The sequence below is a fragment of the Streptomyces sp. NPDC051582 genome, assembly GCF_040681715.1.
Taxonomy (GTDB): Bacteria; Actinomycetota; Actinomycetes; order Streptomycetales; family Streptomycetaceae; genus Streptomyces.
This window is the reverse complement of record NZ_JBFAZJ010000027.1, coordinates 38,282-64,392: the sequence shown is the minus strand read 5'-3', so window position 1 is coordinate 64,392 and position 26,111 is coordinate 38,282. Positions and strand designations below refer to the sequence as shown.

General features: G+C 71.9%; 20 protein-coding genes and 1 pseudogene. 11 read left to right on the top strand and 10 right to left on the bottom strand.

Features of this window, described 5'->3' with window-relative positions; genetic code table 11:
* Nucleotides 1–754: 754 nt before the first annotated feature.
* Together AB0M92_RS29465 and AB0M92_RS29460 are read right to left on the bottom strand one after the other, a co-directional pair.
* Nucleotides 755–1,261, bottom strand: a complete 507-nt coding sequence (locus AB0M92_RS29465) for an N-acetyltransferase (protein WP_366105347.1) — start codon at nucleotides 1,259–1,261, stop codon at nucleotides 755–757.
* Nucleotides 1,262–1,681: 420 nt separating this feature from the next.
* Nucleotides 1,682–2,737, bottom strand: coding sequence for a LacI family DNA-binding transcriptional regulator (locus AB0M92_RS29460; protein ID WP_366105346.1), 1,056 nt, complete (start codon nucleotides 2,735–2,737; stop codon nucleotides 1,682–1,684).
* 433 nt (nucleotides 2,738–3,170) lie between these two features.
* Here AB0M92_RS29460 and AB0M92_RS29455 point away from each other — a divergent pair, with 433 nt between their 5' ends.
* From AB0M92_RS29455 to AB0M92_RS29440, 4 genes are all read left to right on the top strand, one after another.
* Entirely contained in the window at nucleotides 3,171–4,532 is a 1,362-nt protein-coding gene (locus tag AB0M92_RS29455; protein WP_366105345.1) for an ABC transporter substrate-binding protein, read from the top strand.
* 164 nt (nucleotides 4,533–4,696) lie between these two features.
* A complete protein-coding gene (locus AB0M92_RS29450) occupies nucleotides 4,697–5,773 on the top strand; it encodes a sugar ABC transporter permease (protein WP_366105344.1) in 1,077 nt (358 codons plus the stop codon).
* A gap of 4 nt (nucleotides 5,774–5,777) precedes the next feature.
* The gene (locus tag AB0M92_RS29445; protein WP_366105343.1) at nucleotides 5,778–6,671 is read left to right on the top strand and encodes a carbohydrate ABC transporter permease; all 894 of its coding nucleotides are present in this window, start codon (nucleotides 5,778–5,780) and stop codon (nucleotides 6,669–6,671) included.
* A 143-nt stretch (nucleotides 6,672–6,814) separates the two neighbouring features.
* Complete coding sequence (locus AB0M92_RS29440) at nucleotides 6,815–8,257, top strand: GH1 family beta-glucosidase (RefSeq protein ID WP_366105342.1); 1,443 nt, start codon at nucleotides 6,815–6,817, stop codon at nucleotides 8,255–8,257.
* Nucleotides 8,258–8,323: 66 nt separating this feature from the next.
* On the opposite strand, the gene AB0M92_RS29435 is transcribed toward AB0M92_RS29440, so the two are convergent.
* The 4 genes from AB0M92_RS29435 to AB0M92_RS29420 form a co-directional block, all read right to left on the bottom strand.
* Complete coding sequence (locus tag AB0M92_RS29435) at nucleotides 8,324–9,196, bottom strand: hypothetical protein (protein ID WP_366105341.1); 873 nt, start codon at nucleotides 9,194–9,196, stop codon at nucleotides 8,324–8,326.
* 10 nt (nucleotides 9,197–9,206) lie between these two features.
* Nucleotides 9,207–9,656, bottom strand: a complete 450-nt coding sequence (locus AB0M92_RS29430; protein WP_366105340.1) for a papain-like cysteine protease family protein — start codon at nucleotides 9,654–9,656, stop codon at nucleotides 9,207–9,209.
* Nucleotides 9,657–10,120: 464 nt separating this feature from the next.
* Nucleotides 10,121–10,477 (bottom strand): hypothetical protein, encoded by a 357-nt coding sequence (locus tag AB0M92_RS29425; RefSeq protein WP_366105339.1) that lies wholly within the window; start codon nucleotides 10,475–10,477, stop codon nucleotides 10,121–10,123.
* 167 nt (nucleotides 10,478–10,644) lie between these two features.
* Complete coding sequence (locus AB0M92_RS29420) at nucleotides 10,645–14,640, bottom strand: WD40 repeat domain-containing protein (protein WP_366105338.1); 3,996 nt, start codon at nucleotides 14,638–14,640, stop codon at nucleotides 10,645–10,647.
* A 420-nt stretch (nucleotides 14,641–15,060) separates the two neighbouring features.
* Here AB0M92_RS29420 and AB0M92_RS29415 point away from each other — a divergent pair, with 420 nt between their 5' ends.
* The gene (locus AB0M92_RS29415; protein WP_366105337.1) at nucleotides 15,061–15,492 is read left to right on the top strand and encodes a cupin domain-containing protein; all 432 of its coding nucleotides are present in this window, start codon (nucleotides 15,061–15,063) and stop codon (nucleotides 15,490–15,492) included.
* A 377-nt stretch (nucleotides 15,493–15,869) separates the two neighbouring features.
* Here the strand turns inward: AB0M92_RS29415 and AB0M92_RS29410 are convergent, their stop codons facing one another.
* Nucleotides 15,870–16,694 (bottom strand): sterol carrier family protein, encoded by an 825-nt coding sequence (locus AB0M92_RS29410; RefSeq protein WP_366105336.1) that lies wholly within the window; start codon nucleotides 16,692–16,694, stop codon nucleotides 15,870–15,872.
* 362 nt (nucleotides 16,695–17,056) lie between these two features.
* On the opposite strand from AB0M92_RS29410, the gene AB0M92_RS29405 reads away from it, so the two are divergent.
* Nucleotides 17,057–17,926: a hypothetical protein gene (locus AB0M92_RS29405; RefSeq protein ID WP_366105335.1), complete on the top strand. Its 870-nt coding sequence runs from the start codon at nucleotides 17,057–17,059 to the stop codon at nucleotides 17,924–17,926.
* A 461-nt stretch (nucleotides 17,927–18,387) separates the two neighbouring features.
* Nucleotides 18,388–18,594: pseudogene (locus tag AB0M92_RS29400) on the top strand (transposase); the annotation flags it as partial.
* Nucleotides 18,595–18,951: 357 nt separating this feature from the next.
* Here the strand turns inward: AB0M92_RS29400 and AB0M92_RS29395 are convergent.
* From AB0M92_RS29395 to AB0M92_RS29385, 3 genes are read right to left on the bottom strand one after another with little or no spacing between them, the layout of a single operon-like run.
* On the bottom strand, nucleotides 18,952–20,217 hold the full coding sequence (locus AB0M92_RS29395) for a multidrug effflux MFS transporter (protein WP_366105334.1): 1,266 nt from the start codon (nucleotides 20,215–20,217) through the stop codon (nucleotides 18,952–18,954).
* A gap of 3 nt (nucleotides 20,218–20,220) precedes the next feature.
* The gene (locus AB0M92_RS29390) at nucleotides 20,221–20,865 is read right to left on the bottom strand and encodes an NAD(P)H-binding protein (RefSeq protein WP_366105333.1); all 645 of its coding nucleotides are present in this window, start codon (nucleotides 20,863–20,865) and stop codon (nucleotides 20,221–20,223) included.
* 23 nt (nucleotides 20,866–20,888) lie between these two features.
* Complete coding sequence (locus AB0M92_RS29385) at nucleotides 20,889–21,641, bottom strand: MBL fold metallo-hydrolase (protein ID WP_366105332.1); 753 nt, start codon at nucleotides 21,639–21,641, stop codon at nucleotides 20,889–20,891.
* A gap of 81 nt (nucleotides 21,642–21,722) precedes the next feature.
* On the opposite strand from AB0M92_RS29385, the gene AB0M92_RS29380 reads away from it, so the two are divergent.
* The 4 genes from AB0M92_RS29380 to AB0M92_RS29365 all read left to right on the top strand — a co-directional run bounded on the left by AB0M92_RS29380 (nucleotide 21,723) and on the right by AB0M92_RS29365 (nucleotide 25,804).
* Nucleotides 21,723–22,352, top strand: a complete 630-nt coding sequence (locus AB0M92_RS29380; protein WP_366105331.1) for a winged helix-turn-helix transcriptional regulator — start codon at nucleotides 21,723–21,725, stop codon at nucleotides 22,350–22,352.
* A 134-nt stretch (nucleotides 22,353–22,486) separates the two neighbouring features.
* Nucleotides 22,487–22,648, top strand: coding sequence for a hypothetical protein (locus AB0M92_RS29375; protein ID WP_366105330.1), 162 nt, complete (start codon nucleotides 22,487–22,489; stop codon nucleotides 22,646–22,648).
* Between the two features lie 601 nt (nucleotides 22,649–23,249).
* Nucleotides 23,250–23,804, top strand: coding sequence for an NUDIX domain-containing protein (locus AB0M92_RS29370; protein WP_366105329.1), 555 nt, complete (start codon nucleotides 23,250–23,252; stop codon nucleotides 23,802–23,804).
* Between the two features lie 134 nt (nucleotides 23,805–23,938).
* Nucleotides 23,939–25,804 carry an ABC transporter ATP-binding protein gene (locus tag AB0M92_RS29365; protein WP_366105396.1) on the top strand — a complete coding sequence of 622 codons (1,866 nt, stop codon included), beginning with the start codon at nucleotides 23,939–23,941 and terminating at the stop codon, nucleotides 25,802–25,804.
* Nucleotides 25,805–26,111: the final 307 nt, after the last annotated feature.

Genomic DNA, 26,111 nt, shown 5'->3' with positions numbered 1-26,111 from the left:
GAGGAAGAGAAAGCCGCTTCCGTAGCCGAAGTTGAGGAAGAACGGGTCCTCCTTCGCCTCACCTCGGTCCGCGAACTGACAGAGGAACAGCCAGGAGGGCTCGGGAATTCCACGGCTGGCCCCACGCCCCGCAGGTACCGGGAGCAGGCCGCGGCCTGGTTCGCCGCCTCATCGAGTTCCGGTGGCATCGGAGCCAGGTCCGTGAGCCATTCAACGGGAGCCTCCGTATAGTTCGGGCCCCACCGCCATAGTGTTCGACCCCGAGTGGTGGGGGCCCCGACCGACGCGAAGGACGGGATCCGCCCGCCCGGCTGGACCAGAACGACGGCTTCGCCGTCCTGCGGAGTGTCGCCGCCCATGACCATGCCCTGCTCGTGCAGGAACAGGTATGCCAGGCGCACCTCGTCGCCCGGCACCCGGAACTGGCCGATGAACACGAGATGATCGCCCGAACGCGGATGCACCGGCCAGGCCGGGTCGTCCAGCCAGACCGGCTGCCCACCGAACTTCGACACCGGTTCCACAACCGGCTCGCGCGCAGCCCGCAGGGACATCCGCAGCCGCGGCAAGTAGGCTGCGTCGTAGGGGCCTGCGGACTGGCAGGTCGGCTGCGAGATCATGTCTTTGACGCTACGGCACCCCATCGAAGGGGACCCATCGGCTCCTCCTGGCGGCGTCGGGGGCGTTCAGTGCCGGTCGATGGCCCGAGGCCGCGCCTGACGCCGGCTCATCCGCGTGACCATCGGCCACCGGATCATCGCGTGTCGGAATGCTGCGGCAGGGCGAGCCAGTCCGCCCAAGAGGTCTCACGGCCGAGGAAGCGCGGCTGCTCGAACGGCCAGTCGGCGGCGATCCACTGCGGCACCAGCTCGTCGAGGGCCTGCTCGACCTTGCTGCCCACCAGCTCGTCCACCACCCACCAGCAGATCTCGCCGTCCGCGCCGGCCCTCTCCGGCGGGTCGATGTAGACACAGCCGAGCAGAGCCGTCTCCGCCGCGTCGAACAGCGCGTAGTTGAAGGACTGGTGCGCGGCGATCTCCTTCTCGTGCCGCAACAGGTCGGCCTGGTCCGCCTCGTAGGTCATGGTGGCCGCCGGCCAGCCCCAGGCCGGGCCGAAGATGGTCCACAGCCGCTCGCGCGAACCCATCACAGCCGGATAGTCGAGCGGGGTGTCCACCTCCCGGATCGGCCGCAGGTGATGGCCACCGCCCGGCAGCGGTACCAGGACGGGGTGGACGAAGTCATCGGGAAGCCAGCTCATGGCACCCGACCGTAGCAGCGCGCGGCCATCCACTCCCCCGGGATTTTCCCCGCATACCGCCAGGTCCTGCCCTCAAGGCGGGCAAGGCCCGCAATCGCGCGATCGAGGTTCCCGTTCGATCGACAGACTCCATGATCGCGCCAACTGGGCGCACGCCCAGTCATGTACGGCACGGAGTACGGTCCCTTCCGACCGGATCGCAGAGCTGGTGCGCGAGCCACGGGCGGCGGCCGCCGAGCGAGCGGCACGACGGGCCGCACGGCAGCGACCACGCGGAACTGCGCGCCAAGGCCTGGTTCAGCCGCCGCTCGTGATGGCGCAGTTCCCAGAGGCGGGCCGGCGCGCGCAAACCGTCCCTTCCGCAAGGCTCCGGGCCTCGGCGCACTCGGTGGCGGACGGTCGGCGAGCCGCCGAAGCGGCTCAGGAGGAATCCCGTACGACCAGCTCCGTCGGGAGCAGCCGGCGCGGCTCCTCGCCCGTGCCCTGCCCCGGGGCTGCGTCGGCTCCGGACTCCTCCGCGATCTTCTGGAGCAGGAGCCGGGTCATCGTGCGGCCCATCTCCTCGATGGGCTGGCGCACGCTGGTCAGGGGCGGGTCCATCAATCGGGCCACCGTGGAGTCGTCGACCCCCACGAGGGCGACGTCCTCGGGGACCCGCCGGCCGGCCTCGCGCAGCACCCCGCGCGCGCCGGCCGCCATCACGTCGGAGGCGACGAAGACGGCGTCCAGGCCGGGGGCGCGCTCCAGGAGCTCGCGCATCGCCAGCCGGCCGCCCGCCTCGGTGAAGTCCGCGGTCGCCACGAGCGACTCGTCGGGCTGGATTCCGGCCTCGGCGAGACCCGCGCGGTAGCCGCCCAGGCGGGCGCGGGCCACGTACATGTCCAGAGGCCCGCTGATGGTCGCGATCCTGGACCGGCCGCGCCCCGCGAGGTGGGCGACGGCCGCCCGGCCCGCACCGATGTTGTCGGAGTCCACGTAGGCCACCGGCTCGGCCTCCGAACGCCGCCCGTTCATGACCACCGGCAGGCCCAGCCGCGCGATCCGGTCGGGCAGCGGGTCGTCCCCGTGGACCGATGCCAGCAGTACGCCGTCGACCCGCCGGGCCGCCAGGTAGTGCTCGAACCGTTGCCGCTCGGCCTCGGTCCGGACGAGTGTGAGCAGCAACTGCCTGTCCGCCTCGGCCAGCTCGGCGCTGACCCCGCGGATCAGATCGAGGAAGTACGGCTCCGAGAACAGCCGGGCCTCGGTCTCCGGAATGACCAGGGCCACCGCGTCGGTCCGACTGCCGGCCAGTGCCCTGGCCGCCTGATTGGGCACGTACCCCAGCTCTGCGACAGCCCGGGCCACGGCGTCCTTGGCTCGCTCGCTCACCCGCGGCGCACCGTTGATGACCCGGGAGACCGTGCCCCGGCCGACACCGGCCAGGGCCGCGACCTCGTCCAGAGTGGGCCTGCCGCCGCTCTGCCGTCCGCTCACGCTCTTGGACTCCCCTCGTCTGCCGTCGCACCCCGCACCGGCGCGGGGCCGGCCTGCCGATCAGCAAAGCAGAACGATGCACCCGCCTCGTAGCCGAGGACACGTTACGCCGCCCGGAAGTGGGAGCGCTCCCACACTACTCCAGACCCCTCTCTGGCCGCCACGGTTACGTCCACATTCTGACATGGGGCGGTGCACCCCAAGCAGAAAGCCGCCCGACGTCGAGGCTTCCGCGTAATGAATTCGCGTTCACGTCTTGACACTCACACCCGCCAGGCAACAACCTTCCGGCAACGAAGTGGGAGCGCTCCCACGCGGGGATGCGACAACAACGGCTTTCACATCAGGTTCGGACGGGCTCCTGAGCGAGCCGCAAACAGCCCGCCGGACCCCACGGCGCACAACGAGCAGCACCCTGGACGAGGAGAGTGGAATGCGTACTTCCAGCAGCAGTCACGGACGCGGGCGCCGCACCGCGATCAACGCGGTCACTGCCGTCGCCGTCGCGGCGATCGGTACGGCCCTGCTCACCGGCTGCGTTGCCGGCGTCGACGAGGGCAAGGGTGACGGCGCAGCCGACGGCGGGCAGATCACCCTGCGGATCGGCACCTTCGGCTCCTTCGGCTACGACGACGCGACCGGGGCCAAGCTCTACGCCGAATACACGAAGGCCCACCCGAACATCAAGATCGAAGAGTCGAACGTCGCGGACGGCCAGAAGTACTGGGACACGCTCAAGCTGCGCCTCTCCCGCGACAGCGGCCTCGCGGACATCCAGGCCCTGGAGGTCGGCTACATCGCGGAGGCGACCGGGCCCGCCATGGCCGACAAGTGGGCCGACCTCGGCAAGACGGGCGGCGCGGACCTCGGCGCGTTCCTCGACTGGAAGGTCAAACAGGCCACGACGGGCGACGGCAAGGTGATCGGCCTCGGCACGGACATCGGCCCGATGGCCATCTGCTACAACAAGGACCTCTTCGCCAAGGCCGGACTGCCGACCGATCGCGCCGAGGTCGCCAAGCTCTGGGCGGGCGACTGGGCGAAGTTCATCCAGACCGGGGAGGCGTACAAGAAGAACGCCCCGGAGGGGACCTCCTTCCACGACTCCGCGAGCGGCCTGTTCAACGCCGTGATCTCCAGCGAGCCGGTGCAGTACGCCAACGCCAAGGGCGAGCTGGACTACGAGAACAGTCCGGGCGTGAAGAAGGCCTGGGAGACCGCCGTCTCGGCGGCCACGAGTGAACTGACCGCGAAGCTTCGCCAGTTCGACGAGAAGGGCACCTGGAACGCAGCCTTCAAGAACGCGAAGTTCGCCACCGTGGCCTGCCCGAGCTGGATGACGGGGATCATCAAGGAGCAGGCGGGCCCGGAGAACCAGGGCAAGTGGGACATCGCCGCACCGCCCGTGGCCGGGAACTGGGGCGGCTCCTTCCTCGCCGTCCCGAAGTCGGGCAAGCACGCCAAGGAGGCGGCCGAACTCGCCGCCTGGCTCACCGCTCCGGCCCAGCACGCCAAGGTCTTCGGCGTGAACGGCAACATCCCCTCCTCCAAGGACACCCTGAGCTCTCCGGCGGTGCAGGGCGCGAAGCTGCCGTACTTCGGTGACACCCCGGTCGGCAAGATCTACTCGGAAGCTGCGGCCGGCATCACGCCCGCCCCGATCAGCCGCTGGGACGGACAGGTGAAGACCTTCCTCACCGACAACGGCATCCTCGACATCGAGCAGCGCGGCACCGACCCGGCCAAGGCCTGGGAGAACGTCAGGAAGCTGGTCGCCGACAAGATCGACAAGTAGCGGGGCATCCGGCGGGCCAGCCCTGCACGCCTGCCGCCGCCTCCCCGCGGGTGGCGGCGGGTTCCGCCCTCCGCAGCGCCGCAGCGCCGCACCGCCGCAGCACCGCTCCACTGCTCCGCCGCTCCACCGCTCCACCGCACGCATCGACCTGGAAGGACGCCCCCGTGGCCACCTCCGTACGGGCGACCAGTGGCGGCTCCCCGCCACCCGCCGTACAGCCATCGCCCCCCGGCGCCGGCTCCCGCGAGCCCCGGCCCTCCGGCCGGAGCGGACTGCGCAGCACGCTCTACCGCCTGGACCTGAAGGCGGTCCCCTACGTCTTCCTCGCCCCCTTCTTCCTCACCTTCGCGGCCTTCGGGCTCTTCCCCCTGATCTACACGGGCTGGCTCTCGCTCCACCGGGTGGAACTCGGCGGCAGCGCGCGGTGGAAGGGACTGGAGAACTACACCTCCCTGGCAGGCAGCGAGTTCTTCTGGAACGCCCTCGCCAACACCTTCACCATCGGCGTCATCTCCACCGTGCCCCAGCTGCTGATGGCCCTCGGCCTGGCCCACCTGCTCAACTACCAACTCCGTGGCCGCGGCTTCTTCCGCGTGGCGGTGCTCGCCCCGTACGCCACCTCGATCGCGGCGGCGACGCTCGTCTTCGCGCAGCTGTTCAACACCGACTACGGTCTGATCAACACCGTGCTGGGCCGGGTCGGCTTCGAGCCGGTCGCCTGGGAATCCTCCAAGTGGCCCGCTCAGATCGCGATTTCGGTGATCGTGACGTGGCGCTGGACCGGCTACAACGCACTCATCTACCTGGCCGCGATGCAGGCCGTACCGCAGGACCTGTACGAGGCCGCGGCACTGGACGGGGCTTCGCGCTGGCGCCAGTTCCTCAGCGTGACCGTTCCCTCGATCCGGCCGACGATCCTGTTCACCGTCATCGTCTCGACCATCGGGGCCACCCAGCTCTTCGGCGAGCCGATGCTCTTCGGCGGCAGCGTCGGCATCAGCGGGGGCAGCGGCAACCAGTTCCAGACGCTGAGCCTGCTCATGTACGAGAAGGGCTGGGTGACCGGCGCGCTGGGGCAGGCGTCCGCCATCGCCTGGGTCATGCTCCTGCTCCTCCTGCTCATCGGCGGCTTCCAGGCTCTGGTCTCCCGCTCGAACCACAGCCGTGGCGGTGGCGGTGGCCGTGGCGGTGGCGGTGGCCGCGGCCGCGCCGGCCGCATGCGCACGAAGGCGGGGAGCTGAACCCATGAGCCGCACGCTCGACACGACCGCTGCCCGGGCGCCGCGCCCCAGGCGCCTCCGCCCATCGGCCGGCCGCCAGCACCACGCCGGCCCGCTGACCTACGTCCTTCTCGGCCTCGCCGCCCTGGCCTCCCTCTTCCCCCTGTACTGGAACCTGGTCGCCGCCTCCCATTCGGGCGAGCGCGTCGTCAAGGCTCCGGCCCCGCTCCTGCCGGGCCCCCGGCTGTTCGACAACCTCTCCTTCGCCTGGAACCAGGTCGACATGGGCAACGCGCTGGTCAACACGACGATCGTGGCGGGGCTCGTGGCCCTGTCCACCGTCCTGTTCTCCACCCTGGCCGGCTTCGCGTTCGCCAAACTGGCCTTCAGGGGCAAGGGCGCGCTGCTGGCGCTCGTGGTGGCCACCATGACGATCCCGCCGCAGCTCAGTGTGATCCCGCTCTACCAGATCATCACCGACCTCGGCTGGGTCGATCAGCTCCAGTCGGTCGTACTGCCTTCGCTGGTCGCCGCATTCGGCGTGTTCTTCATGCGCCAGTACCTCATCGAGGCCCTGCCCGTGGAGCTGGTGGAGGCTGCGCGGATGGACGGCGCGCACAGCATGCGCATCATCTGGCACGTGGTCTTCCCGGTGGCACGACCCGCGATGGCGGTCCTCGGGATGCTCGTCTTCGTGCAGGCGTGGAACGACTTCTTCTGGCCGTTCATCGCACTGACCCCCGACGGGAACCCCACCCTCCAGGTCGCCCTGGCCGGCCTCGGCGCGGGTAACCACACGGTCGATCAGGCCGTCGTGCTGACCGGGGCACTCATATCCACCCTGCCGCTGCTGCTGGTCTTCGCCGTCCTCGGCAAGCACATCGTGGGCGGCATCACCGCCGGCGCCGTCAAGAACTGACGCCGACGGCACCCGTCGAGGACGGCCCACGGCCGACCCCCGGTCTGTTCGCACACCCTGCCGTCCGCCACCGCGTCATCCGGCACGGCCTCACGGCCTCACGGCCTCACCCTCATCCGAAACTGCGTTGGGAGCGCTCTCCTATGTCCGCGTCCGAGAACCGGCCGCTCACGGCCACCCGCACGTTCCCGCCCGACTTCCTGTGGGGCACGGCCACCGCCGCCTACCAGATCGAGGGCGCCGCCCGGGAGGGCGGCCGGACCCCGTCCATCTGGGACACCTTCTCCCACACCCCCGGCAAGGTCTTCGCGGGCCATACCGGTGACGTGGCCGTGGACCACTACCACCGGTTCCCCGAGGACGTCCGGCTCATGTCGGAACTCGGCCTGGGCGCCTACCGGTTCTCCGTTTCCTGGTCCCGCGTTCAGCCCACCGGCCGCGGCCCCGCCGTACAGCAGGGCCTGGACTTCTACCGCCGGCTCGTCGACGAACTGCTCGCCGCCGGCGTCTCACCCGCCCTCACCCTCTACCACTGGGACCTCCCCCAGGACCTGGAGGACGCGGGCGGCTGGCCCGAGCGCGCGACCGCAGGGCGGTTCGCCGAGTACGCGGGCCTGGTGGCCGACGCCCTCGGAGACCGGGTGAAGCACTGGATCACCCTCAACGAGCCCTGGTGCAGCGCGTTCCTCGGCTACGCCTCCGGCGTCCACGCCCCCGGCCGTACGAACCCGGTCGCCGCCCTGCGAGCCGCCCATCACCTCAACCTCGGTCACGGCCTCGCCGTCCAGGCCCTGCGGGCGGCGCTGCCCGCGGACCGTCAGGTCACGGTCTCCCTCAACCTCCACGAGGTACGCCCGTTGACGTCCTCGGCAGACGATCGGGAGGCGGCCCGGCGCATCGACGCCGTCGGCAACCGGATCTGGCTCGGACCGATGCTGGAGGGCGCCTACCCCGAGGACCTGTTCGCGGACACCGCGCACCTGACCGACTGGTCCTTCGTCCGGGACGGGGATGCCGCCACGGCGCACCAGCCCTTGGACCTGCTGGCCGTCAACTACTACACCCCGACGGTCGTCGCGCACGCGGCGGAGGGCGACGCGGTGCCGCAGGACGACGGGCACGGCATCAGCGAGCACTCGCCGTGGCCCGGAGCGGAGGGCGTGGCCTTCTACCGCGCGCCGGGTGAACGTACGTCGATGAACTGGCCGGTAGACGCCGACGCCCTGTACGACCTGCTGACCCGGACCGCCGCCCGGTACCCCGGGCTTCCGCTCGTGGTCAGCGAGAACGGAGCGGCGTACGAGGACGAGATCGGCCCCGACGGCACGGTCCACGACCCGGAGCGCGCCGCATACGTCCACGCCCACCTCGATGCGGTGCACCGGGCGATCACGGACGGGGCGGACGTGCGCGGCTACTTCCTCTGGTCGCTCCTCGACAACTTCGAGTGGTCCTACGGCTATGCCAAGCGGTTCGGTGCCATCCACGTCGACTACGACACCCTGGAGCGCACACCCAAATCGAGTGCGCACTGGTACTCCCGCGTGGCCCGGACGGGAGAGCTGCGCGCTCCCGGCGAGGCGTAGCGGGCGGTGCCGGTTCGGCTCCGGCCCGGCCGGCTGCCGGGACGGAGCGGGGCGTACGAGTCCGGTTCAGCAGGTGCTTGCGCGCCGGCGCCGTCGGAGGACGGCGGCTCCGCCCACGAGGGCGAGTGCCGCACTGGAACCGCCGGCAAGGAGCAGTGTGGAGGGCGAGGCGTCCTCCGCCTTGTTCACTGGGCCGTAGCCGCTGGAGTAGCCGTTGGTGGCGTACTCCGAGCCGGGCAGCTTGTCTGCGTAGCGGGCCTTGACCAGTTTCTGGTAGTCGCCGAGCGAGACGGAGGCCTGGCCGCCGAGTCCTTGCCTGGCCTGGTCGTTGAGGGGCTCGACGGTGGTGAGCTTGAGCTGGTACCAGCCGCGGATCTGCGGCTCGGTGAAGACCAGCGTGCCCAGGGTGGCCTTGCTTGCGTACACGGCGTCGCTGTCGCCGTCGCGGATGCCTGCCAGGTGCCAGCCGCCGCCTTCGGTGGGGGCGAGCATGACGGTTGCGGTGCGGCCGTTGACGGTGGCGCTGAGCGAGGAGACCAGCTGCGTCAGCTTGACGGCCTCGGTGGGCAGTGGCTTGGCGGTGCCCGCGACGAACCCTGGGGTGATCTCGTTCCGCGCCAGCGGGTCCTTGATCGTGAAGACCGGGAGGTCCTGGCAGGGCTCGGCCATGTCGGGGATCGTCTGCACCGGCTCGCCGGCGCTGCCGGTGGGCACCGGAGTGCGCAGGAATCGGCAGACGGCATTGCGGACGTGGGTGGACTTCACCGCGTCGAGGGCAGCCTGGTAGTCGGGGATGTCGGCGGGGAGGGGGTCCTTGGCCGGGGCCGCATGGGCCGGACCGACGACGGACAGCAGAGCGGATGCACTCAGTGCGATGACGGTGGACAGGCGGGAGAAGCGAGAGCCCGTCCGCTTGCCGGACATTTCGGTGTCGCGCATGTCGCCTGCCTTAGCGGGAGATGCCGATGCGGGAGTGGGTCCACTTGGACGAGCTGTTGCTCACGTAGTCGTTGTAGTTCCACCACGTGTACGTGGTGGTGTCCGGCCACGGGTCGGCCACCGCGATCGTGCTGTTCGCCGTGTCGAAGCCGTAGACCACGTTCATGTGGCCGCCTCCGGAGGTCCACCCGATGCGGGCACCGATCGGCCGAGCCGCCTTGACGTCGGTGTACACCTGGTTGAACGTGGCCGCGGTGCTCAGGCCAGAGCCGGTATGGGACATGCCGAGGCTGCTCCAGCCCCTGGCCATGTCGTCGAGCGTGGCGGGCTGGTTGTTGCAGCCGTAGTAGGGCTGGGCCCTGTTGCAGAAATCCGTCTGCGTGGAGCCTAAGCCCTGGAACTTGGCGATGGTCAGCCCGGAGGCGACCCAGCACCACTGGGTCTTCTCCTGCTTCAGCATGCTGATGGTGTCCTGACCCGCCTCCGCGTGAGCCGTGCCTCCCGCGGTCGCGAGCGACCCCAATGCGGCCAGCACGACGGCCGACGCAGCGGCTCGATACCTGATTTTGCCCATGTTCCTGCCTTCCCCTCATGGGTGCGACGAGATGAGCGAGGCAATCTGGCACGAATATGACAGCGCAGCATGTCGAAGGCATAGGGGATCTCCATCGATCCACCCCAGACTGATTAATCGTCATGTAATCGGATATGTCAAAGTTGGTTTGTTTGGGGCGAGTGTCATCTCGTGGTGCAAGGTTCCGAGCGCGCACCGCCCCTCACGGGCTCCCCGCTGAACGAGAACGTCGCCGCCCGGGCACTCCAGATCGCGGAGACCTCCGCCACGGACCGGTAGCGGCACGCGCCGGCTCCCGGCCCCCGGCCTCAGCCGGGGACCGGGAGCCGGGAGCCGAGCCGGTGGGACCGTCAGCAGTGGCCGACACCGGTCTGGCCGGCCACCAGCGACGAGTGGACGTAGCCGGTCCCCACGTAGCTGGAGACGCGGAACCAGCGGTTCGAGGCGTAGTTCGAGCTCGGCGGGTAGACCCACTGGGTGTCGGTCCAGCACAGCATCGTGACGCCGGTCCCGTTGGACAGGTAACCGAGCGAACCGCACCCGGTGTTGGCGCAGGTGCGTTCGTTCGCCCCGCCGCTGTTGGACGAGATGTAACTGCCGGCCGCGTCGGCGCCGCCGGCGCCGGCGAGCAGACCGGTCAGGGCGACGGCGGCCGCGGCGGCGGCCAGTCCGGCTCGGGACCGCAGGGTGGTGGAGGTCATGCGCATCGTCGTTCTCCTCGGGAGACTCGCGGTGGTGTGCGGCGCCCCGGCCGATCCGGCGGCGCTCCACCAGAGAGCCATCCCGACGGCGGCCGGGGGAAGGAACCAAGCGCAGGTCGACCAGGCCCGTACGGCGGTCCGTACAACTCCGTACAGCCCGGCCGCCGGCCCGTTCACCGGCACGGCGGCGCGTACGGCAGTCCGGGGACGAGCTGGGCCCACTCCTGAGCGGTGATGACCGAACCCGCGCGCTCGCACAGCCTTCGGGCGATCTCCTCCTCGTCGCGGGACCAGATCAGGGCGACCGGGCCGGCGCCGCCGGCCGCGAGGGAGCGCCCGTCCGGGCTGTACGCGACGGCGTAGGCCTTCCCGCCGAGGCCGCTCAGTACGGTGCGGGGCCGCGTCCGCCTCGGATCGGCGGTGTCCCAGAGCCACACGGTGCCGTCCGTACTGGCGGCGGCGAGGGTGCCGCCCTCGGGGGCGAACGCAAGGGCGTACACGTAGCTGCTCGGCCCCGTCAGCGTCGGCCCGGCGGTGCGCGGGTGGCCCCCGCTCACGTCCCACAGCCACACGTCCCGGTCGGCGGTACCGGCCGCCAGGATCCGGCTGTCGGGGCTGAACGCGACGGACATGACGTAGCTGCCCGGTCCCCGCAGCGTCGATTCCAGCACCGGCCGGCCGCCACCCTGTGGGAGCCGCCACAGCAGCACCTGCTTGTCGACCGTGCCGGCGGCGAGCCACCGTCCGTCCGGACTGAACGCCACCGAATAGACGTAGTTCGTCGGCTCGGACAGTTCCGCCGAGAGCTGCGGGTGCCCCGGGTCCACCGTGTTCCACACGCGTACGGTCCGCCCCTCGCTTCCCACGGCCAGGATCCGGCCCGTCCCGTCGAAGGCGGCGGACTGGATGGTTCCGGTGCCGCCGGTCAGGGTTTCTCCGTAGGGCGCGGCCCGGTCGGGGCGGGAGAGGTCCCACAGCCACAGCTTGCCCTCCCGGCCGCCCACGGCGAGGGTGCGGCCGTCGGGGCTGAAGGAGACCGTCGCGGAGTACCCCGTGGGATTGGTCAGGGGCTGCCCGACCGGGCGCGGGGCCCAGGGGTCGGAGACGTCCCACAGCTGTACGTCGCGCCCCGCGACGGCGAGCAGCTTCCCGTCCGGCGCGTAGCCGATCGCGTTGACCGTCCCCTGGAAGCCGCGGAGCGGGCGGGGAGGCAGCTGCCACAGGCGCACGGTCCCGTCGGCGGCGGCCGTCACCATCTGCCGGCCGCCGGGATGGAAGGAGATCGAGGTGACCGGGCCCGGGTGCGGGAACACGCCGGCGAGGACGCGCGTCCGGGCGTCGTACAGGCGCACCTGGTTGTCCGCGCTGCCCGTCGCCAGCCACTGCCCGTCAGGGCTGCAGGCTACGGCGTTGACGTAGCTGGCGGGACCGTCGGGGGCGGCCGGTGCCCCGCCGATCACGGCGGGCGGGGCAGGGGCGGAGCCGGGGGCGGGGGCGGAGCCGGGGGCGGGTACGTCCCACACCCGCGTGGACCGGTCCTGGCTCCCGGCCACGAGCCGTGCGCCGTCGGCCGTGAAGGCCAGCCCGAACACCGGTCCGGCCGCTCCGGTCAGCGGCTGACCGTACGCGAGCGGGTGCCCGGGATCGGCGAGGTCCCACAGGCGTACGGAGCCGTCCGCGCCCCCTGCGGCCAGCAGGGCCGCGCCGGGGCCGGGGCCGGAGCGGAACGCGACCGTGTGCACCGCCCCGCTGAAGCCGGTGAGGCGCGTCCCGGTGGCGGAGCTGCTCTCGGGACTGCTGGCCGCGTTGCTCGCGGAGCCGCTCGCGGAGCCGACTCCGGCGCCCGCCGACGGGGCCGCCACCTCCGGGTCCGGCCACAGGTACACCCCGCCGTCGGCGCCCGCCGCGGCCAGCGTCTTGCCGTCCGGCGCGAAGGCCACCCCGTACACGGCCGAATCAGGCCCCTTGAACGACCGGGCCCCGGCCGCCGCCGGGTCGGGGGCCAACGGCTCCCACACCCGTACGGTCCCGTCCCCGGACCCGGCGGCAAGCCGCCGGCCGTCCGGACTGAAGGCGAGCGCGTACACCGTGTCGGCGAACGTGACCGGCGCCGCCCCCAGGGGGCGCGGCCGCTGCGGATCGCGCAGGTCCCACAGCGCTACCTGGTGGTCCAGTCCGCCCGCGGCCAGGGTGTGTCCGTCCGGGCTGAGGGCCACCGCCTGTACGACGCCGCGGAACGCGAGTATCCGGGTCACGGCGGGCAGCGCCGAGGCGTCCATCAGCGCCTCCCGGGCCTCGGCCGTGGGTGCCGTCCGGTACGCCACCAGAGCGAGTTGCGCGGAGAGGGCGAGGTCGCTGCCCCGCAGCCGTTCGGCGCGCGCCGCCACCAGCCGGGACAGCGCGACGGCCTGTTGTCTCTGCGCGTCACGGCGCTGGACCACGGCGACACCGGTGAGCAGGCCGGAAAGGACGACCAACAGCGAGAGAAGGACCAGGAGCCGGCGCAGCCGGCGGGCGCCGCGCCGCTCGCGCCGGACCCGGCCGTCCTCCGCCAGCCGGCTCGCGTCGAGGAACTCGCTCTCCCGTGCGTCGAGTTCCGGGGCGCGGCCGCTGTCCCGGACCCAGCCGGAGGTCACTGCCAGGCGGGTGCCCCGGTAGAGCAGCGAGGGGTCGCGGCCGTCCGCGAGCCACCGGTCGGCGTCACGCGTCAGGTCCTGCCGGACGATCTGTCCGGCCCGGTCGGCGTCGATCCAGCCGCGCAGCCTCGGCCAAGCGGTGAGCAGCGCCTCGTGGGTGATCCTGGCGCCGTCGCCGTCGAGCGTGACCAGGCGGCGGTCGACGAAGCGCTCCAGGACCGCGTACACGTCTCCGGCCCGGTCGGGGTGCACCATGGGCGGGGGCAGCGGCAGCAGCCTGCGCGCGTCGGGCACCCCGTCGCCCACCGCGACCATCCGCAGGAACAGCTGCCGCGCGCGTGCGCACTCGGCCTCCGACAGTCCCGCGTACACCTCCTCCGCCGTCTCGGAGACGGCCGCGGACATCCCGCCGCCCGCGCGGTAATCGGCGATGGTCAGGGCAGTGCCGCGGCCGCGTTCCCAGGTCGACAGCAGCGCGTGCGACAGGAGGGGCAGGGCCCCGGGGCCGGAGTCCCGCAAGTCGGCGAGAAGTACGTCGATGAACCCCTCGTCCAGGACGAGCCGGGCCTTGGCGGCTGGGCCGCCGACCACGGCGCGGATCTCGTCGTCGCTGAGCGCGCCCACGACGGTCTGGCCCTTCTGCAGGGCTGCCGCAAGGGAAGGCTGGTCGAGGGCCTGGCCGTAGAAGTCGGCGCGCAGGCAGCCCGTGACGCGCACGTCGGGGGCGGGGAGGGCCGCGAGGCACCGCAGGAACCCCTCCCGTGCGGCGGGGTCGGGGCACGCGGTGAACACCTCCTCCAGCTGGTCGACCGCCACGACGATGCGTACGCCTTCGCGCCGGGCCACCGCCGCGACGCGTGCGGCGAGTTCGAGGGGATCGCCCACCAGGTCCGCCCACTCCACGGCCGGTGCGTCACCCGCGGCCAGTGCGTCACCCACGGCCAGCGCGTCCTCCGCGGACAGGGCGGACGCCAGGGCGCGCATCGGGTCGCGGCCGGGGGTGAGCAGGAGCGGTGTGCAACCGTGCTCACCGCGGAGGACGGGCAGCACGCCTGCCCGCAGGAGCGAGGACTTCCCGGAACCGGAGGCTCCGACGAGCAGTTGGGGTACGTCGGCGCCCTCTTCGGCGAGGATCCGGTCCACGATGACCGCCCGCAGGTCGTCCCGGCCGAAGAACCAGTCGGCGTGGCGTTCCTCGAAGCCCGCCAGCCCCCGGTAGGGCGACGCTCCTCCCGCGACGCGCAGCACCCCGGACCGCCGCAGCTCGGCGAGCCGTTCCAGCCAGCGCTCAATTTCGGCCGCGTCGGTCACCCCGCAGACGTGCAGCACCTGGCGGAACAGGGGCAGGGAACCCAACGACGGCAGGTTCTGACCGGCGAACCAGCCGCCGATGGTGCTGTGCGCGCCCGGTGCGCCGACGCGGGAGGCGACCGCGCGGACGGTCAGGTCGGCCTTCTCCCGCAGACGCGTCAACTCGATCGCGAACTCCCCGCGGGATAAGGGTGGTTGGGTGTGGAACGGGGTGGGGTCCATGGGGCCTCCGGGGTCCGGTTCCGCTAGGGCGGTGATGCGGTGAACCACCCTTCCCGCGCCCATCCGGCCGCGTGGCCGGAACGCCTCGATCTGGCCCTTTCGACGCAGCCCCACCAGCTCTTTCCAGCCACTCACTACCGCCTCCGAGCCCCCACGCGCCCCGCCGCCCCCGGCTCCCTCGCACCGGTCGTCGTACCGGTCCTCCAGCCGCTCCGTGCGGTCACGCAACCGTGCGCGGGCCCCGGGGCCGACCTCCGCGAGTCCCCGGACCGGCACGCTGTCACGCGTCCCGGCCACCACGTCCCGCCCTCTGCCGAAGGCCGGTCCTCCGTTCCGGGACCGGTGCCGACGGGTGCAGGGTTTCGGCATCGGCTCGGTCGACGAACGTCCCGGACCGTCACGGTAGGGCAGCATGAACGGATGGACGCTATCTCCCCCCTGGTGGCATCGCTGGCACTCGAACCGCACCCCGAGGGCGGCTGGTTCCGGCGCACCTGGCAGACCGGCCCACAAGCCGCCCGCGGCAGCCGCGACGGAAGCCGATCGTGTGCGACCGGCATCTACTACCTCCTGCACCCCGGCGAAGTCTCCCGCTGGCACCGCGTACGCTCCGACGAGATGTGGCTTTGGCACCGCGGCGGAGCCCTCACCCTCCGGCTCGGGGGCAACGCCACCGCACCCGCGGAGGCGGACACCGCGGTGCTGGGTCCCGATGTGGAGAACGGGCAGCAGCCACAGTTCCTGGTACCGGCCGGAGTCTGGCAGACGGCCGCCCCGGCAGGAGACGAGGCCGTCCTGGTGACTTGCGTCGTCGCCCCCGGATTCGACTACGCCGACTTCGAGATGCTCTGACCCGAGCGCAACGCGTCCGCGCATCGACGGCATCGCTGTCGCGCCACGCTACCGTCGAGGTCCGGCCTGGGCCCCGCGAGCGCGGCCCGCATCTCGTTCCCGAGCGCAGTCACCGCGGCCGCGGCCGTTCTCCCCGACCGGCTGCGCTTGCGCCGCACCGGCACCCTTCCCCCCGGGTGCCGCGTGCGGGCCGGTGCCTCCGCACACCGGCACCCGGTCGCCACCAGCTCCAGCGGCGCCGTGGGGCCCGGACACGCCCGACGGAACATGAGCGCAGCAGTACGGGCAGGGCGCCCGTATCGCTCTCCAGCGCCGGCAACCGATCGTCCGCGCCCACACCCGGCTCTGGCTCGCCCGTCCGGAAGCCGGAGGGCAACTCAGGAGAGCAGGGGCAGCAGTCCGGAGATGTCGGCGCGTTCCCCGCTCGTGCTCACTCGGGACGCGTCGAGGGCCTCGCCCCAGCCGGTGCGTCCCGTCGCCAGCCGGATCCAGGTGACCGGGTCGGTTTCGACCACGTGGGGCGGGGTGTCCCGGGTGTGCCGGGGGTCCTCCACGCACTGCACCACCGCGTACGGCGGGATCCGCACCTCGACCGAGCCGCCCGGGGCCTTCAGCGCGAGGGTGTCCGCGAGGAGCCGTGCGCAGGCGGCCACCGTCGGCCGTTCGAGAGGGATGTCACGGCCCGTCGCGACCATCAGGTCGTCGGTGTGGACGATCAGCTCCACGGCGCGCGTGACGAGGTGGTCATCAAGCCTCATGCCGCCGCAGCGGGTGGCGAGCAGCCGGTCGCCGGTGTTGGCGTCGAGGACGTCCGCGAGTTCTGCGGCCGTCCTGCGGTACAGCTCGCCGAGCGCCTCGGTGGTGCCGCCCGGACCCACGGAGGCTTCGAGGGCGTCCACGGCCTCGCGCGTGGCCCTGTCGAACGCCTCGGCGAATTCGGCGGTGCGCACCGGCCAGTCCAGCAGGGCGAACTCCTGCTCGGGCGGCTCCGGGAGCGCGGCCGATCCGGTCGTCGCGGCGGCGGCCAGCGCGATGTGGACGGCAAGGTCGCGGACGGTCCAGTCGCCGAGACGGGTGGGGGCTTCCAGCTCCACGGGGGTCAGCGTCAGCACCGCCCGACGTACGTGGTCGAGCTGTGCGAGCACCGCGGCGCGTATCTCGGCGTGGTCGTGGCTGCGGGTGCGATTCCTTGCTGGTGACATGGCGTGAGGCTAGCCCAACGCGAGGAGGCGGCGGCCACGCCCGGTACGTGCCCGGCAGCCAAGGCGGGGCCGATACCGCAACCGCCTCCCGGCCGGGCGCAGTTCGCGCACGACCCGCTGGGGCGCGTCCGTTCGGGCGCGGTCCGCCTGCCCGCCGGGATGTCCCGGTACTCGCCGCGCCGGTGGCCGGCAGCTCCGCCGGTGACTTCTCTGAACTCTGGTGCCTGCACGGCGTCAGCTGCGCATAGGCGGTCGTGCCGCTTCGCACCCTGCGTCATCAGGGGGCGCGGCGCACTCAGGAAGTACGGGGCCGGGCCCGTTGGGTTGGCTCGCTGTCAGAGGGTGGCGGCAAGATCGTCGTTATGAATCGCACACGTACCACTCCGCCGCGACCCGTCGACATCGCCTCGGTCTTTCCCGTGCTGGCCCCGCTGGCCCGCCCAGCGGTCCGGTTGCACCCGCGTCCCGGCTCTCCCACCGTGCACGACAGCTCGATCGGCGGGCCGCTGCTGTGGCCTGCGCAGGAACCCTGGCGGTACTGCCGCATCGAGCATGACGGCCTCCACCCCCTGGTGCCCGTGGCCCAGTTGTACGCGCGGGACATACCCCTGCTGCGGCCGCCCGGGCGGACCGACCTGTTGCAGGTCCTGTGGTGCCCTTCGGAGCACGCGCCGGACTCAAGCATTCCGATCGAGTTGTCCTGGCGGACCGCCGCGGACGTCACCGACGTGCTGGCCCCGCCGCCCGAGCCGTTCGACGCGGACGAGGACCTCTACGTGCCCGAGCCCTGCGTGCTCGCGCCGGAGGAGGTCACCGAGTACCCCGATTCCCTGGAACTCCCCGAGGAGGTGAAGCAGCAGATCGCAGACCCCGCGCCCTGGCGGGCGGCGGGCATTCCGGTTGACGATCCCGAACCCCTGGAGCTCTATGACAAGGCGCTGTCCCACGCTCCTGGCTGGAAGGTCGGTGGCTGGGCCCCCTGGGGACTGACCGACCCCGTGCCGCGGTTCTGCGTGGCCTGCGGTACGGCGATGACGCCGCTGCTGACCGTCTCCTCGTCGGAATGGCACCGCAACAGCACGAGCTGGATCCCGAACGAGGACCGGGTCACCGGTGCATCCGACGACAGCTGGTCCAATCCTCCTGACATCACGGTGCTGGACGCCAACCACCTCCAGCTGTACGCCTGCCCGGCGAGTGGAGGTCATCCGCACACCGTCCTGGTCCAGTGAGGGGCTGCGGAAGTCCCGGAACCGGGTGACGGAAGTCTGCACTCCTGCGCCCGGCCGGGGCGCCGGGTACGTCGCCGCAGTGGGAGAAGCACTCCCCCGCCGTGCAGATTGACCGCGATGAGGATCGCATCCTCGATGAGTACGGCGTGGCGGGGGGCGCAGGCCGCCGCGCCGTCCGAGTCGGGGGTGGTGTGGGACAAGCGCTGCTGTCGGAGTTCGGGAGAGGGGGCGGGGACAGGAGCCGCAGCGGCAGGCCCTCGGGGGGGCGCCGCAGGTTGAACCGTGGTGCTGTCCGCCGTGTCGTGGGGCGGCCGGCGAGGGTGAGACGGCTGCGCGGAAGGTCCCTGCGGTACGCGAAGGCGGCCAGCAACGTGACGTCCGTCAACCCGGTATGGCGGAAGATCCCCGCGGGCGCGGAGTCGATGCTGTGACCGGATCAGGCCCGGCGGCCTGCGGCCGGCATCCTGGCCGCTCGTCGGAACACGGACCCCGGACCAGCAGCGCGCCGGCCCTCGGCGGGGGGGCGGTGGCGTGATCACCGGCAGGTGATCGACGCGATCGCGTTCGAGTACGGCACCGGGACACCGTGGATGGACCTGCCCGAGCACTTCGGCTCGTGGAAGGGCGCCCACAACCGCCTGCGGAAGAGGGCCGCCGACGGCACCTGGGAGCGCGTCTTCACCGCTCTGCTCACCCAGGCCGACGCCGAGGGCGACCTCGCGTGGGTCGTCGCGGTCGATCCCACGATCGTCCGTGCCCACCAGCACGCCGCCGGGGCCCGTCAAAAGGGGCCCCGGCCGGCGAGCCGGCCATCCATGCCCTCGGACACTCCCGGGCGGACTGACCGCGAAGACCCACCTCGCCGCGGACGGCCGCTGCCGCCCGCTCGCGTTCCCATCAATTCCGGCCAAGCCGGTGAGGCACCGCCTTCACCCGTGTCATGGCCCGATTACGAGTACCCGGCGGATCGGCCGTCCCAGGATCACGCCCGAGATGTCCTGACCGACAAGGCCTACTCGTCCCATTCACTGGGTGCCGGCTCGTCTGCGATCGATGTGCCGGCGCGGTCGCCGGCGCCCGGCAGGTCCTGGGCGAGCCGGCCTGCGAGTGCGCTCACCGGGCATCGACCGGGTGAGGACGCAGAGTGTGAGCAGAGCGAGCGCCGGCAGCACGGCGACGATGATTCCCATCGGCAAGGCGTCGGTGGCGCCACCCGCGCCGGCCAGCGGAGCAAGTGCCCCGCCGAACATGAACTGGCTGAAGCCGAGCAGGGCGGCGGCCGACCCGGCGTGTCCGCCGTGGTCGGCCAGGGCCTGGGCCGCGGCGTTCGGCATGACGAGGCCCACGCTGGAGACCAGGACGAACAGGCCGATCAGGAGCGCGGGCAGGGGTGCCCGTGCCAGCACCGCGCCCAGGACCGTGGTGCCACCGGCTGTCGCGCCCAGCAGACCGGCGAGCAGCAGCACGCGGGCGCCGGCCCGGGCCACCAGCCGGCCGCTGATCTGTGCGGCCGCGATGAGTCCGGCGGCGTTGACGGCGAACACGGCGCTGTACTGCTGCGGTGACAGGCCGTGGATTTCCTGCAGGACGAACGGCGAGCCGGAAATGTAGGCGAACATCGCCGCGAAGACCAGACCGTTGGCCAGGACGTACCCGGTGAAGACCCGGTCGCTGAGCAGCTGCCCGACGACAGCCGGCAGCGGCTGGCGCGACGCGGAGGACCGGGTCTCCGGCAGTCCTGCGGCGGAGGCCGCCAGCATCACGGCGCCGAGTACGGCCAGGCCCACGAAGATCCCCGGCCAGGCCGTGACGCGCAGTAGCTGGCCGCCGAGGACCGGCGCGAACACCGGCGCCAGACCGGTGATCAAGGTCAGTGCGGAGAAGAGACGTGCGGTGCGGGTTCCGGAGGTGCGGTCGCGGACCATGGCGTTGGCGATGACGATGCCGAACGCCCCGCCGATGCCCTGGACCAGGCGTAGGCCGACGAAGGTCCGGACGTCGGGCGCCACCGCGCAGAGCGCGCTGGCTATCGTGTAGAGGGCGAGGCCCGCCAGCAACGGACGCCGCCGGCCGTAGGTGTCGCTCAGCGGCCCGGCGATCAGCTGCCCGATGGCCAGCCCGGCCAGGCAGGCGGTGATGGTGAGCTGGGTGGCCGCGGCGCTGGCGCGCAGGTCGCCTGCGAGGTCCGGCAGTCCGGGCAGGTAGCCGTCGATGGACAGGGGTCCCAGGGCCACGAGCGCTGCGAGCAGGACGATGAATCGGGTTTGCCGGCCGGCGGCGTCGTTGCTCATGGCTCAGTACGCCACGGTGATGCGGCGGCGGATCGCGGTGCCGCTCTCGATCGTGTCGGCCAAAGCGATCGCGTAGTCGGCGTACGAGATGCGGCTGTTGCCGTCGTCGTCGGTGAGCAGGGTGTCCCCGGCGCTGCGATAGGCCCCGGTCCGCTCGCCCGCTCCGATGACTGCGGCGGGCGACACGTACGTCCAGTCGAGGTCGTGCACGCCGCGGTAGAGGTCGAGCGCTTCGGACTGGGCCTCGGCGTTGGCCTTCCACAGTGCGGGGAAGTCCGGGTCGTCCATGACCCGGGCGCCGGTCGGCGTGCGTAGGCTACCGGCACCGCCGATGGTGACCAGGCGGGTGACACCGGCTCGGCGGAGTCCGTCGATCAGCGCACGGGCGGCACCGACGATCGTGGCGCGGTCGTCCTCCTGGCCGATCCGGGGGCCGACGGCCGACAGTACGGCGTCGTGGGAGGCGGCGAGGCCGGCGACCGCGGCGGCGTCTGTGACGTCACCGGTGGTCACGCTCAGGGCCTTGTGCCCCAGTCCGTCGATGTGACCGGCTCGGGTGACCGCGGTGACGGTGTGGCCGCGACGCAGTAGTTCCTCGGTGGTGGGCCGGCCGATGTTGCCGCTGGCACCGAACAGGACGATCTTCATGTGTTGCTCCTTGTTTCTGCTGGTCAGAGGACGTGCTGGCCGTCGGCGATGATGGCCGCGGTGATGCCGCGCTCATCGGCGGCGTGCTGGAAGCGCTGCTCGATGTCGGGTTGTTCGGTGTAGAACGGCGGGTTGTGGAACAGGCCGTAGTGCATGGCGCAGACGGTGCCGGCGCCGAGTGCGACGGCGGCCTCGACGCCCTGCTCGGGGGTCATGGTCGCCGGGACGTTGGCCGCGTAGCCCTCGAAGTGGGCGATGACGCCGTTGACCGGGACGAACGCGACGTCGAACGGGCCGTGGTCGCGGGCGATCTGCCACCAGCTGCCGTGCCACTGGGTGTCGCCGCAGTGGATGACCCGCCGGCCGGCGCCTTCGACGACCCAGGCGACCTGGTCACAGTCGTTGCCGCGCCAGTCCAGCGAGGTCACCGGGGTGACGGTCAGCTCTCCGATGCGGCGTGACCGGCCCAGGTCCTGGGCGACGGGGGTGATGCCCACCTCGTGCAGCGCCGCCGCGCTCGGGGTGTGGCAGCCGATCGTGCCGGTGGCCGCGATCCGGGCGATCAGGTCGTGGTCGTAGTGGTCGGGGTGCAGGTGGGTGATGAGGGCGTGGGTGCCGGGCGGGGTGTCGACCGGGTCGACCGGCCGGTGCGGCGGCCCCATCACCGGCGCCAGCGGAGCGACGTTTTCGAGCGGGTCGATCAGCAGGCGGGTGTCGCCGAGACGGATCTCGACGCCGGCCCAGGCCAGCCGACGTACGGAAAGGGTGGGAGTCATGGGCAGCGACGCTAGACCGACTTTGTTGAGAAAGTCAACAAGAGAGTTTTGAATCTCAACACCACGATGTAGAGTGGTGGCATGCGCACCTACGGGCAGTACTGCGGCATCGCGAAAGCACTGGACACCGTCGGCGACCGATGGACCCTGCTGATCGTCCGTGAACTGCTCGCCCTGGGTCCTTGCCGGCACACCGACCTGCGCAACGGGCTGCCCGGGATCGCCAGCAACCTGCTGGTCGACCGGCTCCGCGAACTTGAGGAAGCCGGCCTGATCCGCCGCGAGGCCGCCCCGCCGCCGGTGGCCACCGCCCTGTTCTCCCTGACCGAGCGTGGCCGCGAGCTGGAGCCGGTGCTGCAGGAGCTGAGCCGGTGGGGCGTGCCGCTGTTGCGTGAGCCGGGCGGCAACGACACCTTCCGCACCCACTGGCTGGACGTGCCCGCCCGGGCACTGACCGACCACCGCCCCGACCAGCCGGCAATCGCCCTGCAACTGCACGCCGACGGCAACGAAGACCTGGTCATCGAAGTCAAGGACGGCTCGGTGCACACACACGCCGGCCGGGTCGACCACCCCACCGCGTCACTGACCGGACCGCCGCACCTGCTGGCCGCCACCCTGCTCGGCGACCTCGATCTGAGCGCCGCGGTACAGCAAGGCCTGCGGCTCAGCGGCGAACGCGAGGCAGTCATGCGCATCCTGCCCCGCTGATCGACCGGCCGCTCTCGGGCCTGCGATCTGGGGCTCTACCGAGTCTGCGCCGATCCGGAGCCGTTTTTTCTCAAAACCCGTTCTCACGCAAGCGTGTCGCGTCGGGGTGCCGCCCTGTGACCGGCCCGGGCGGCTTGTCCCCAACGGATGCCCTCGCTGCCCTCAACGCGCTCGCCCACGCCAGCCGCCGCCCGATCAACGCCGGCTTCCTCGCCGGATCCCTCGGCTGGGACCTCGACCGCGTCAGCGACACCATCGAACGCGCCTGGGCGTACCCCCACCTCGCCGGCAGATGAACTGGGTCCGTCCCGCCAACCACACCGAGCCGTGGCGGCACCCGCAAGATGCGCACTGCCGGCCGCTCCAGCGCGACGTCCTCAGCAGTCGGGACGCTGCCGTGCTGTTCCAGGGACCCTACGACGGCACCGTCTCCGCCGACCCCGAGGAGCCGACCGCGGCCACCGTCGGGCCTGCTCGATGCCGAGCGCCTGGTCCGCGCCGACGACGGCACCGCCGTCCTTGCCGGCGACCCCCGCCGAGCAGCACCACCGGGTCACCCGCCGCCAACCGCGGCAGCACCCAGACCGCACCACGCCCGGAGTCCGCTCGAACACGCATCGCGCAAGACCCTGATCGGGTGCCAACGATCCTGCTGCACTCGAACGTGTGAGTTCAGACGCGGCCATCCCCAGAGGACTTGCCCAGCAGCCGACATCGGACCTCCGTTCGAGAAATTCCCCCCTCTGCGTCCGTTACGGCACCCGGGCGTGGGGGGTTGTTCGACCAACGCTCGGTTCCACGTCATTCCAGGGAGGATCAGTGCCGACAGCCCACCGCACCCGCTCGACTGCTGCCCGAATCGAACAGGCGGGCCCGGGATACCGGCCTCTGACGAAGGTGGTGCTGCTTGCGCTGCGCCCCGACGGCAGGGTGGCGCTCGTCCGTCGCACCCGCTGCCCCGACCAGGGCCGGCTGACACTGGTGGGCGGACGGCTTCAGCCGGCGGAATGGGTGGCCGAGGCCGCCTGCCGGGAGGCCTCCCAAACCCTGGGAATCCAGGTGGGCGTACAGGACCTCGAACTCAGCGGCCTCCTGCACTACCGCAGCGAGGGCGGCGCCGGCCGACTCTGCGTCGTCTTCGCCACGCAGCGCTGGTGCGGTGAGCCCCGCACGACCCCGGCCCTGGAGTACGGCGAGGTGGTGTGGGTGGACCCGGGCGGCCCTCCGGCCGACTGCCGGCCGCTGACCCACGCCGCCCTCAACCAGTACGTCGGCGGAACTCTGTACGCCGCTGTCGCCATGCCCGGGGCCGGGACGGTGACGCGCGAGGACGGTGCGGCGGGGTCCAGCTCCGGGTACGGGTCCGGGTACGGCCCCCGGCCGGTGGCAGCCGGCCCGGGCCACGGCAGTACGAGCACAGCAGCATTCCGGGACGCGAGGGGGACGAAGTGAGCAGCAAGGTCGGCAAGAACGCCGGGGCGTCGGCGGTGTCGGACTCGGAGCGGCTCCTGTTCGGAGGGGAGTTGGCGTACGACGTCGGCTGGGACCGCCATGAGGGTGTTTGGTTGAAACTCGGCCTGTGGACCATGGCCAGGGCCTTACCCGGGATGATCGGCACCGGGCTGAGCCTCGCCCGGCTTGCGGACGCCCGCGCCCTGCGCATCATGCTCGGCGCCGAGGTCGGGCGCGGCATCACCCAGGCGATCGGGCTGGCCGCGGTCAACAGCGTCCTGGGCCACCTCCTCGCGGGCGGGGTGACCAACGAGCGGCTCGCCCGGGCCGTGCCGGCGCTCGCCCTGGTCGCGGTGGTCGCGCTGCTGGGCTCGCTGCTGCGGTCCGCCTCGACGGCCGCGACCGGTGAGCTGGAGCCGAAGGTCCAGCGGGTCGCCACGGAGCAGTACCTCGCCCTCGTCTACCGGGTGGAGCTCTCGGCGATCGAGGACGACGAGTTCCACCGGCTCCTGGACGCCGCCCGCTACGGCGCGGACTCCGCCCGCCGCATGATCCGCTACTGCACCAACACCCTGAACTCCGGCATCTCCCTCATCGCCGCGGGCGGGGTCCTGACCGTGCTCCACCCGGCGCTGCTGCCCCTGCTGGTCTTGATGACGGTGCCGAGCGCCTGGCGGTCGCTGACCATCTCCAAGCAGCGCTACATCTCCTTCCACACCTTCGTGCAGCACGCCCGGGCCGGGCACCTCCTCGGCCAGCTGCTGACCCAGCGGGAGGCCGCCGCCGAGGTCCGTGTCCACGAGGTCGGCGGCTTCCTCCTGGACCACTTCCGGGAGATGGCCGAGACCAGCGAGCGCGAGCAGACCCGGCTGGCCCGCAACGCCGCCCGGATCGGGCTGATCGCCGACGGAGCCTCCGGCATGGCGACCCTCCTGACGTACGGGGCGCTGGGGCTGTTGCTGTGGAGCGGGCGGATGGACCTCGCGGTCGCCGGGACGGCGGTCCTGGCCATCCGGACCGGATCCTCCAGCCTGGACAGCCTCGTCGTGCAGATGGCCGACCTCCACCAGGAGTCCCTCTTCGTCGCCGATTTCGAGCGGCTGTGTGCGGAGGCCAGGACCCGGGCGATCCCGGACGCCGGCGAGGACCTGCCCGAGCAGGTGCGGGAAGTCCGCTTCGAGAAGGTCTCCTTCACCTACCCCGGCAGCGACGGCGAGACGCCGGAGCCCACCCTGCGGGAGGTGTCGCTGTCCTTCCCCATGGGCAAGGTGATCGCTCTCGTCGGGGCGAACGGATCGGGCAAGTCCACGCTCATCAAACTCCTCGCGGGCCTCTATCTGCCCGACGCCGGCGGCGGCACGATCTGGTGGGACGACGTGGACGCGTCCAAGGCCGACCGCGGGCAGATCTTCGCCCGCATCGCCCTCATGTCCCAGTCGTTCTTCCGGTGGCCCTTCACCGTCCGCGTCAACATCGGCATCGGCCGCCCCACCGGCCCCATCGACGACGACGCCGTGATCGAGGCCGCCGACTTCTCCGGCGCCGACCGGTTCATCTCCCGCCTCCCGCGCGGAATCGGCACCCTCCTGGGGCGCGGCTTCAAGGGCGGGCAGGAGGCCTCGGGCGGGGAATGGCAGATGGTCGGGATCAGCCGCGCCTGGTACAAACGCGCCGGGATCCTGGTGGTAGACGAGCCCACCAGTGCCCTCGACGCGGTCGCCGAGCAGAACGTGTTCGACCAGATCCGCGCCCTCGCCGAGACCGGGCAGACCGTCGTGCTCATCACCCACCGCCTGCACTCCGTACGCCACGCCGACGTCATCCACGTCATGAAGGACGGCCAGGTCGCCGAGTCGGGAACGTTCTCCGAGCTGATGGGGAGCGGCGGCACGGGCGAGTTCCGGGACGCCTACCAGGTGCAGGCCGCCGCGTTCACCGACGCCGTCCCCGGCCCGCGCCCGGCCGCCGCCCCGGAAGCCGTTGCCCAGGAGCCCGCATGACGACCGCGCGCCGGGGCGGCCCGGTCCTGGCCGGAGGGCGTGACCTTCACGATCTCCCCCTCACCGCGCCGGGCCGGCGGGCGAAGCCCCTGGTCCGCACCCGGCCCCTTCGTCCGGCTCGCCTGCGCGGGGGCAGCGGGCACGGCCCAGCGCTCGACCAGACAGATCATCACGGAGCCGGCCGTGCAGGCCCGGATGCAGGCCGTGTCCACCGGTCTGGCCTCCGTGGCACGCCCCGCGGGCGCCGTCCTCGCCGGCGTGCCGGGAACCTGGACCGGTGTACGGCCCGCGCCGGCCGTCGGTGCGG

What these genes read in the sequence shown, in the direction of transcription:
- AB0M92_RS29465 (WP_366105347.1), bottom strand. Translation starts at nt 1,261, where the DNA reads ATGAGCTGGCTTCCCGATGACTTCGTCCACCCCGTCCTGGTACCGCTG.
- AB0M92_RS29455 (WP_366105345.1), top strand. Translation starts at nt 3,171, where the DNA reads ATGCGTACTTCCAGCAGCAGTCACGGACGCGGGCGCCGCACCGCGATC.
- AB0M92_RS29445 (WP_366105343.1), top strand. Translation starts at nt 5,778, where the DNA reads ATGAGCCGCACGCTCGACACGACCGCTGCCCGGGCGCCGCGCCCCAGG.
- AB0M92_RS29440 (WP_366105342.1), top strand. Translation starts at nt 6,815, where the DNA reads ATGTCCGCGTCCGAGAACCGGCCGCTCACGGCCACCCGCACGTTCCCG.
- AB0M92_RS29435 (WP_366105341.1), bottom strand. Translation starts at nt 9,196, where the DNA reads ATGCGCGACACCGAAATGTCCGGCAAGCGGACGGGCTCTCGCTTCTCC.
- AB0M92_RS29430 (WP_366105340.1), bottom strand. Translation starts at nt 9,656, where the DNA reads ATGCTGAAGCAGGAGAAGACCCAGTGGTGCTGGGTCGCCTCCGGGCTG.
- AB0M92_RS29425 (WP_366105339.1), bottom strand. Translation starts at nt 10,477, where the DNA reads ATGCGCATGACCTCCACCACCCTGCGGTCCCGAGCCGGACTGGCCGCC.
- AB0M92_RS29420 (WP_366105338.1), bottom strand. Translation starts at nt 14,640, where the DNA reads ATGGACCCCACCCCGTTCCACACCCAACCACCCTTATCCCGCGGGGAG.
- AB0M92_RS29415 (WP_366105337.1), top strand. Translation starts at nt 15,061, where the DNA reads ATGGACGCTATCTCCCCCCTGGTGGCATCGCTGGCACTCGAACCGCAC.
- AB0M92_RS29410 (WP_366105336.1), bottom strand. Translation starts at nt 16,694, where the DNA reads ATGTCACCAGCAAGGAATCGCACCCGCAGCCACGACCACGCCGAGATA.
- AB0M92_RS29405 (WP_366105335.1), top strand. Translation starts at nt 17,057, where the DNA reads ATGAATCGCACACGTACCACTCCGCCGCGACCCGTCGACATCGCCTCG.
- AB0M92_RS29395 (WP_366105334.1), bottom strand. Translation starts at nt 20,217, where the DNA reads ATGAGCAACGACGCCGCCGGCCGGCAAACCCGATTCATCGTCCTGCTC.
- AB0M92_RS29390 (WP_366105333.1), bottom strand. Translation starts at nt 20,865, where the DNA reads ATGAAGATCGTCCTGTTCGGTGCCAGCGGCAACATCGGCCGGCCCACC.
- AB0M92_RS29385 (WP_366105332.1), bottom strand. Translation starts at nt 21,641, where the DNA reads ATGACTCCCACCCTTTCCGTACGTCGGCTGGCCTGGGCCGGCGTCGAG.
- AB0M92_RS29380 (WP_366105331.1), top strand. Translation starts at nt 21,723, where the DNA reads ATGCGCACCTACGGGCAGTACTGCGGCATCGCGAAAGCACTGGACACC.
- AB0M92_RS29365 (WP_366105396.1), top strand. Translation starts at nt 23,939, where the DNA reads ATGGCCAGGGCCTTACCCGGGATGATCGGCACCGGGCTGAGCCTCGCC.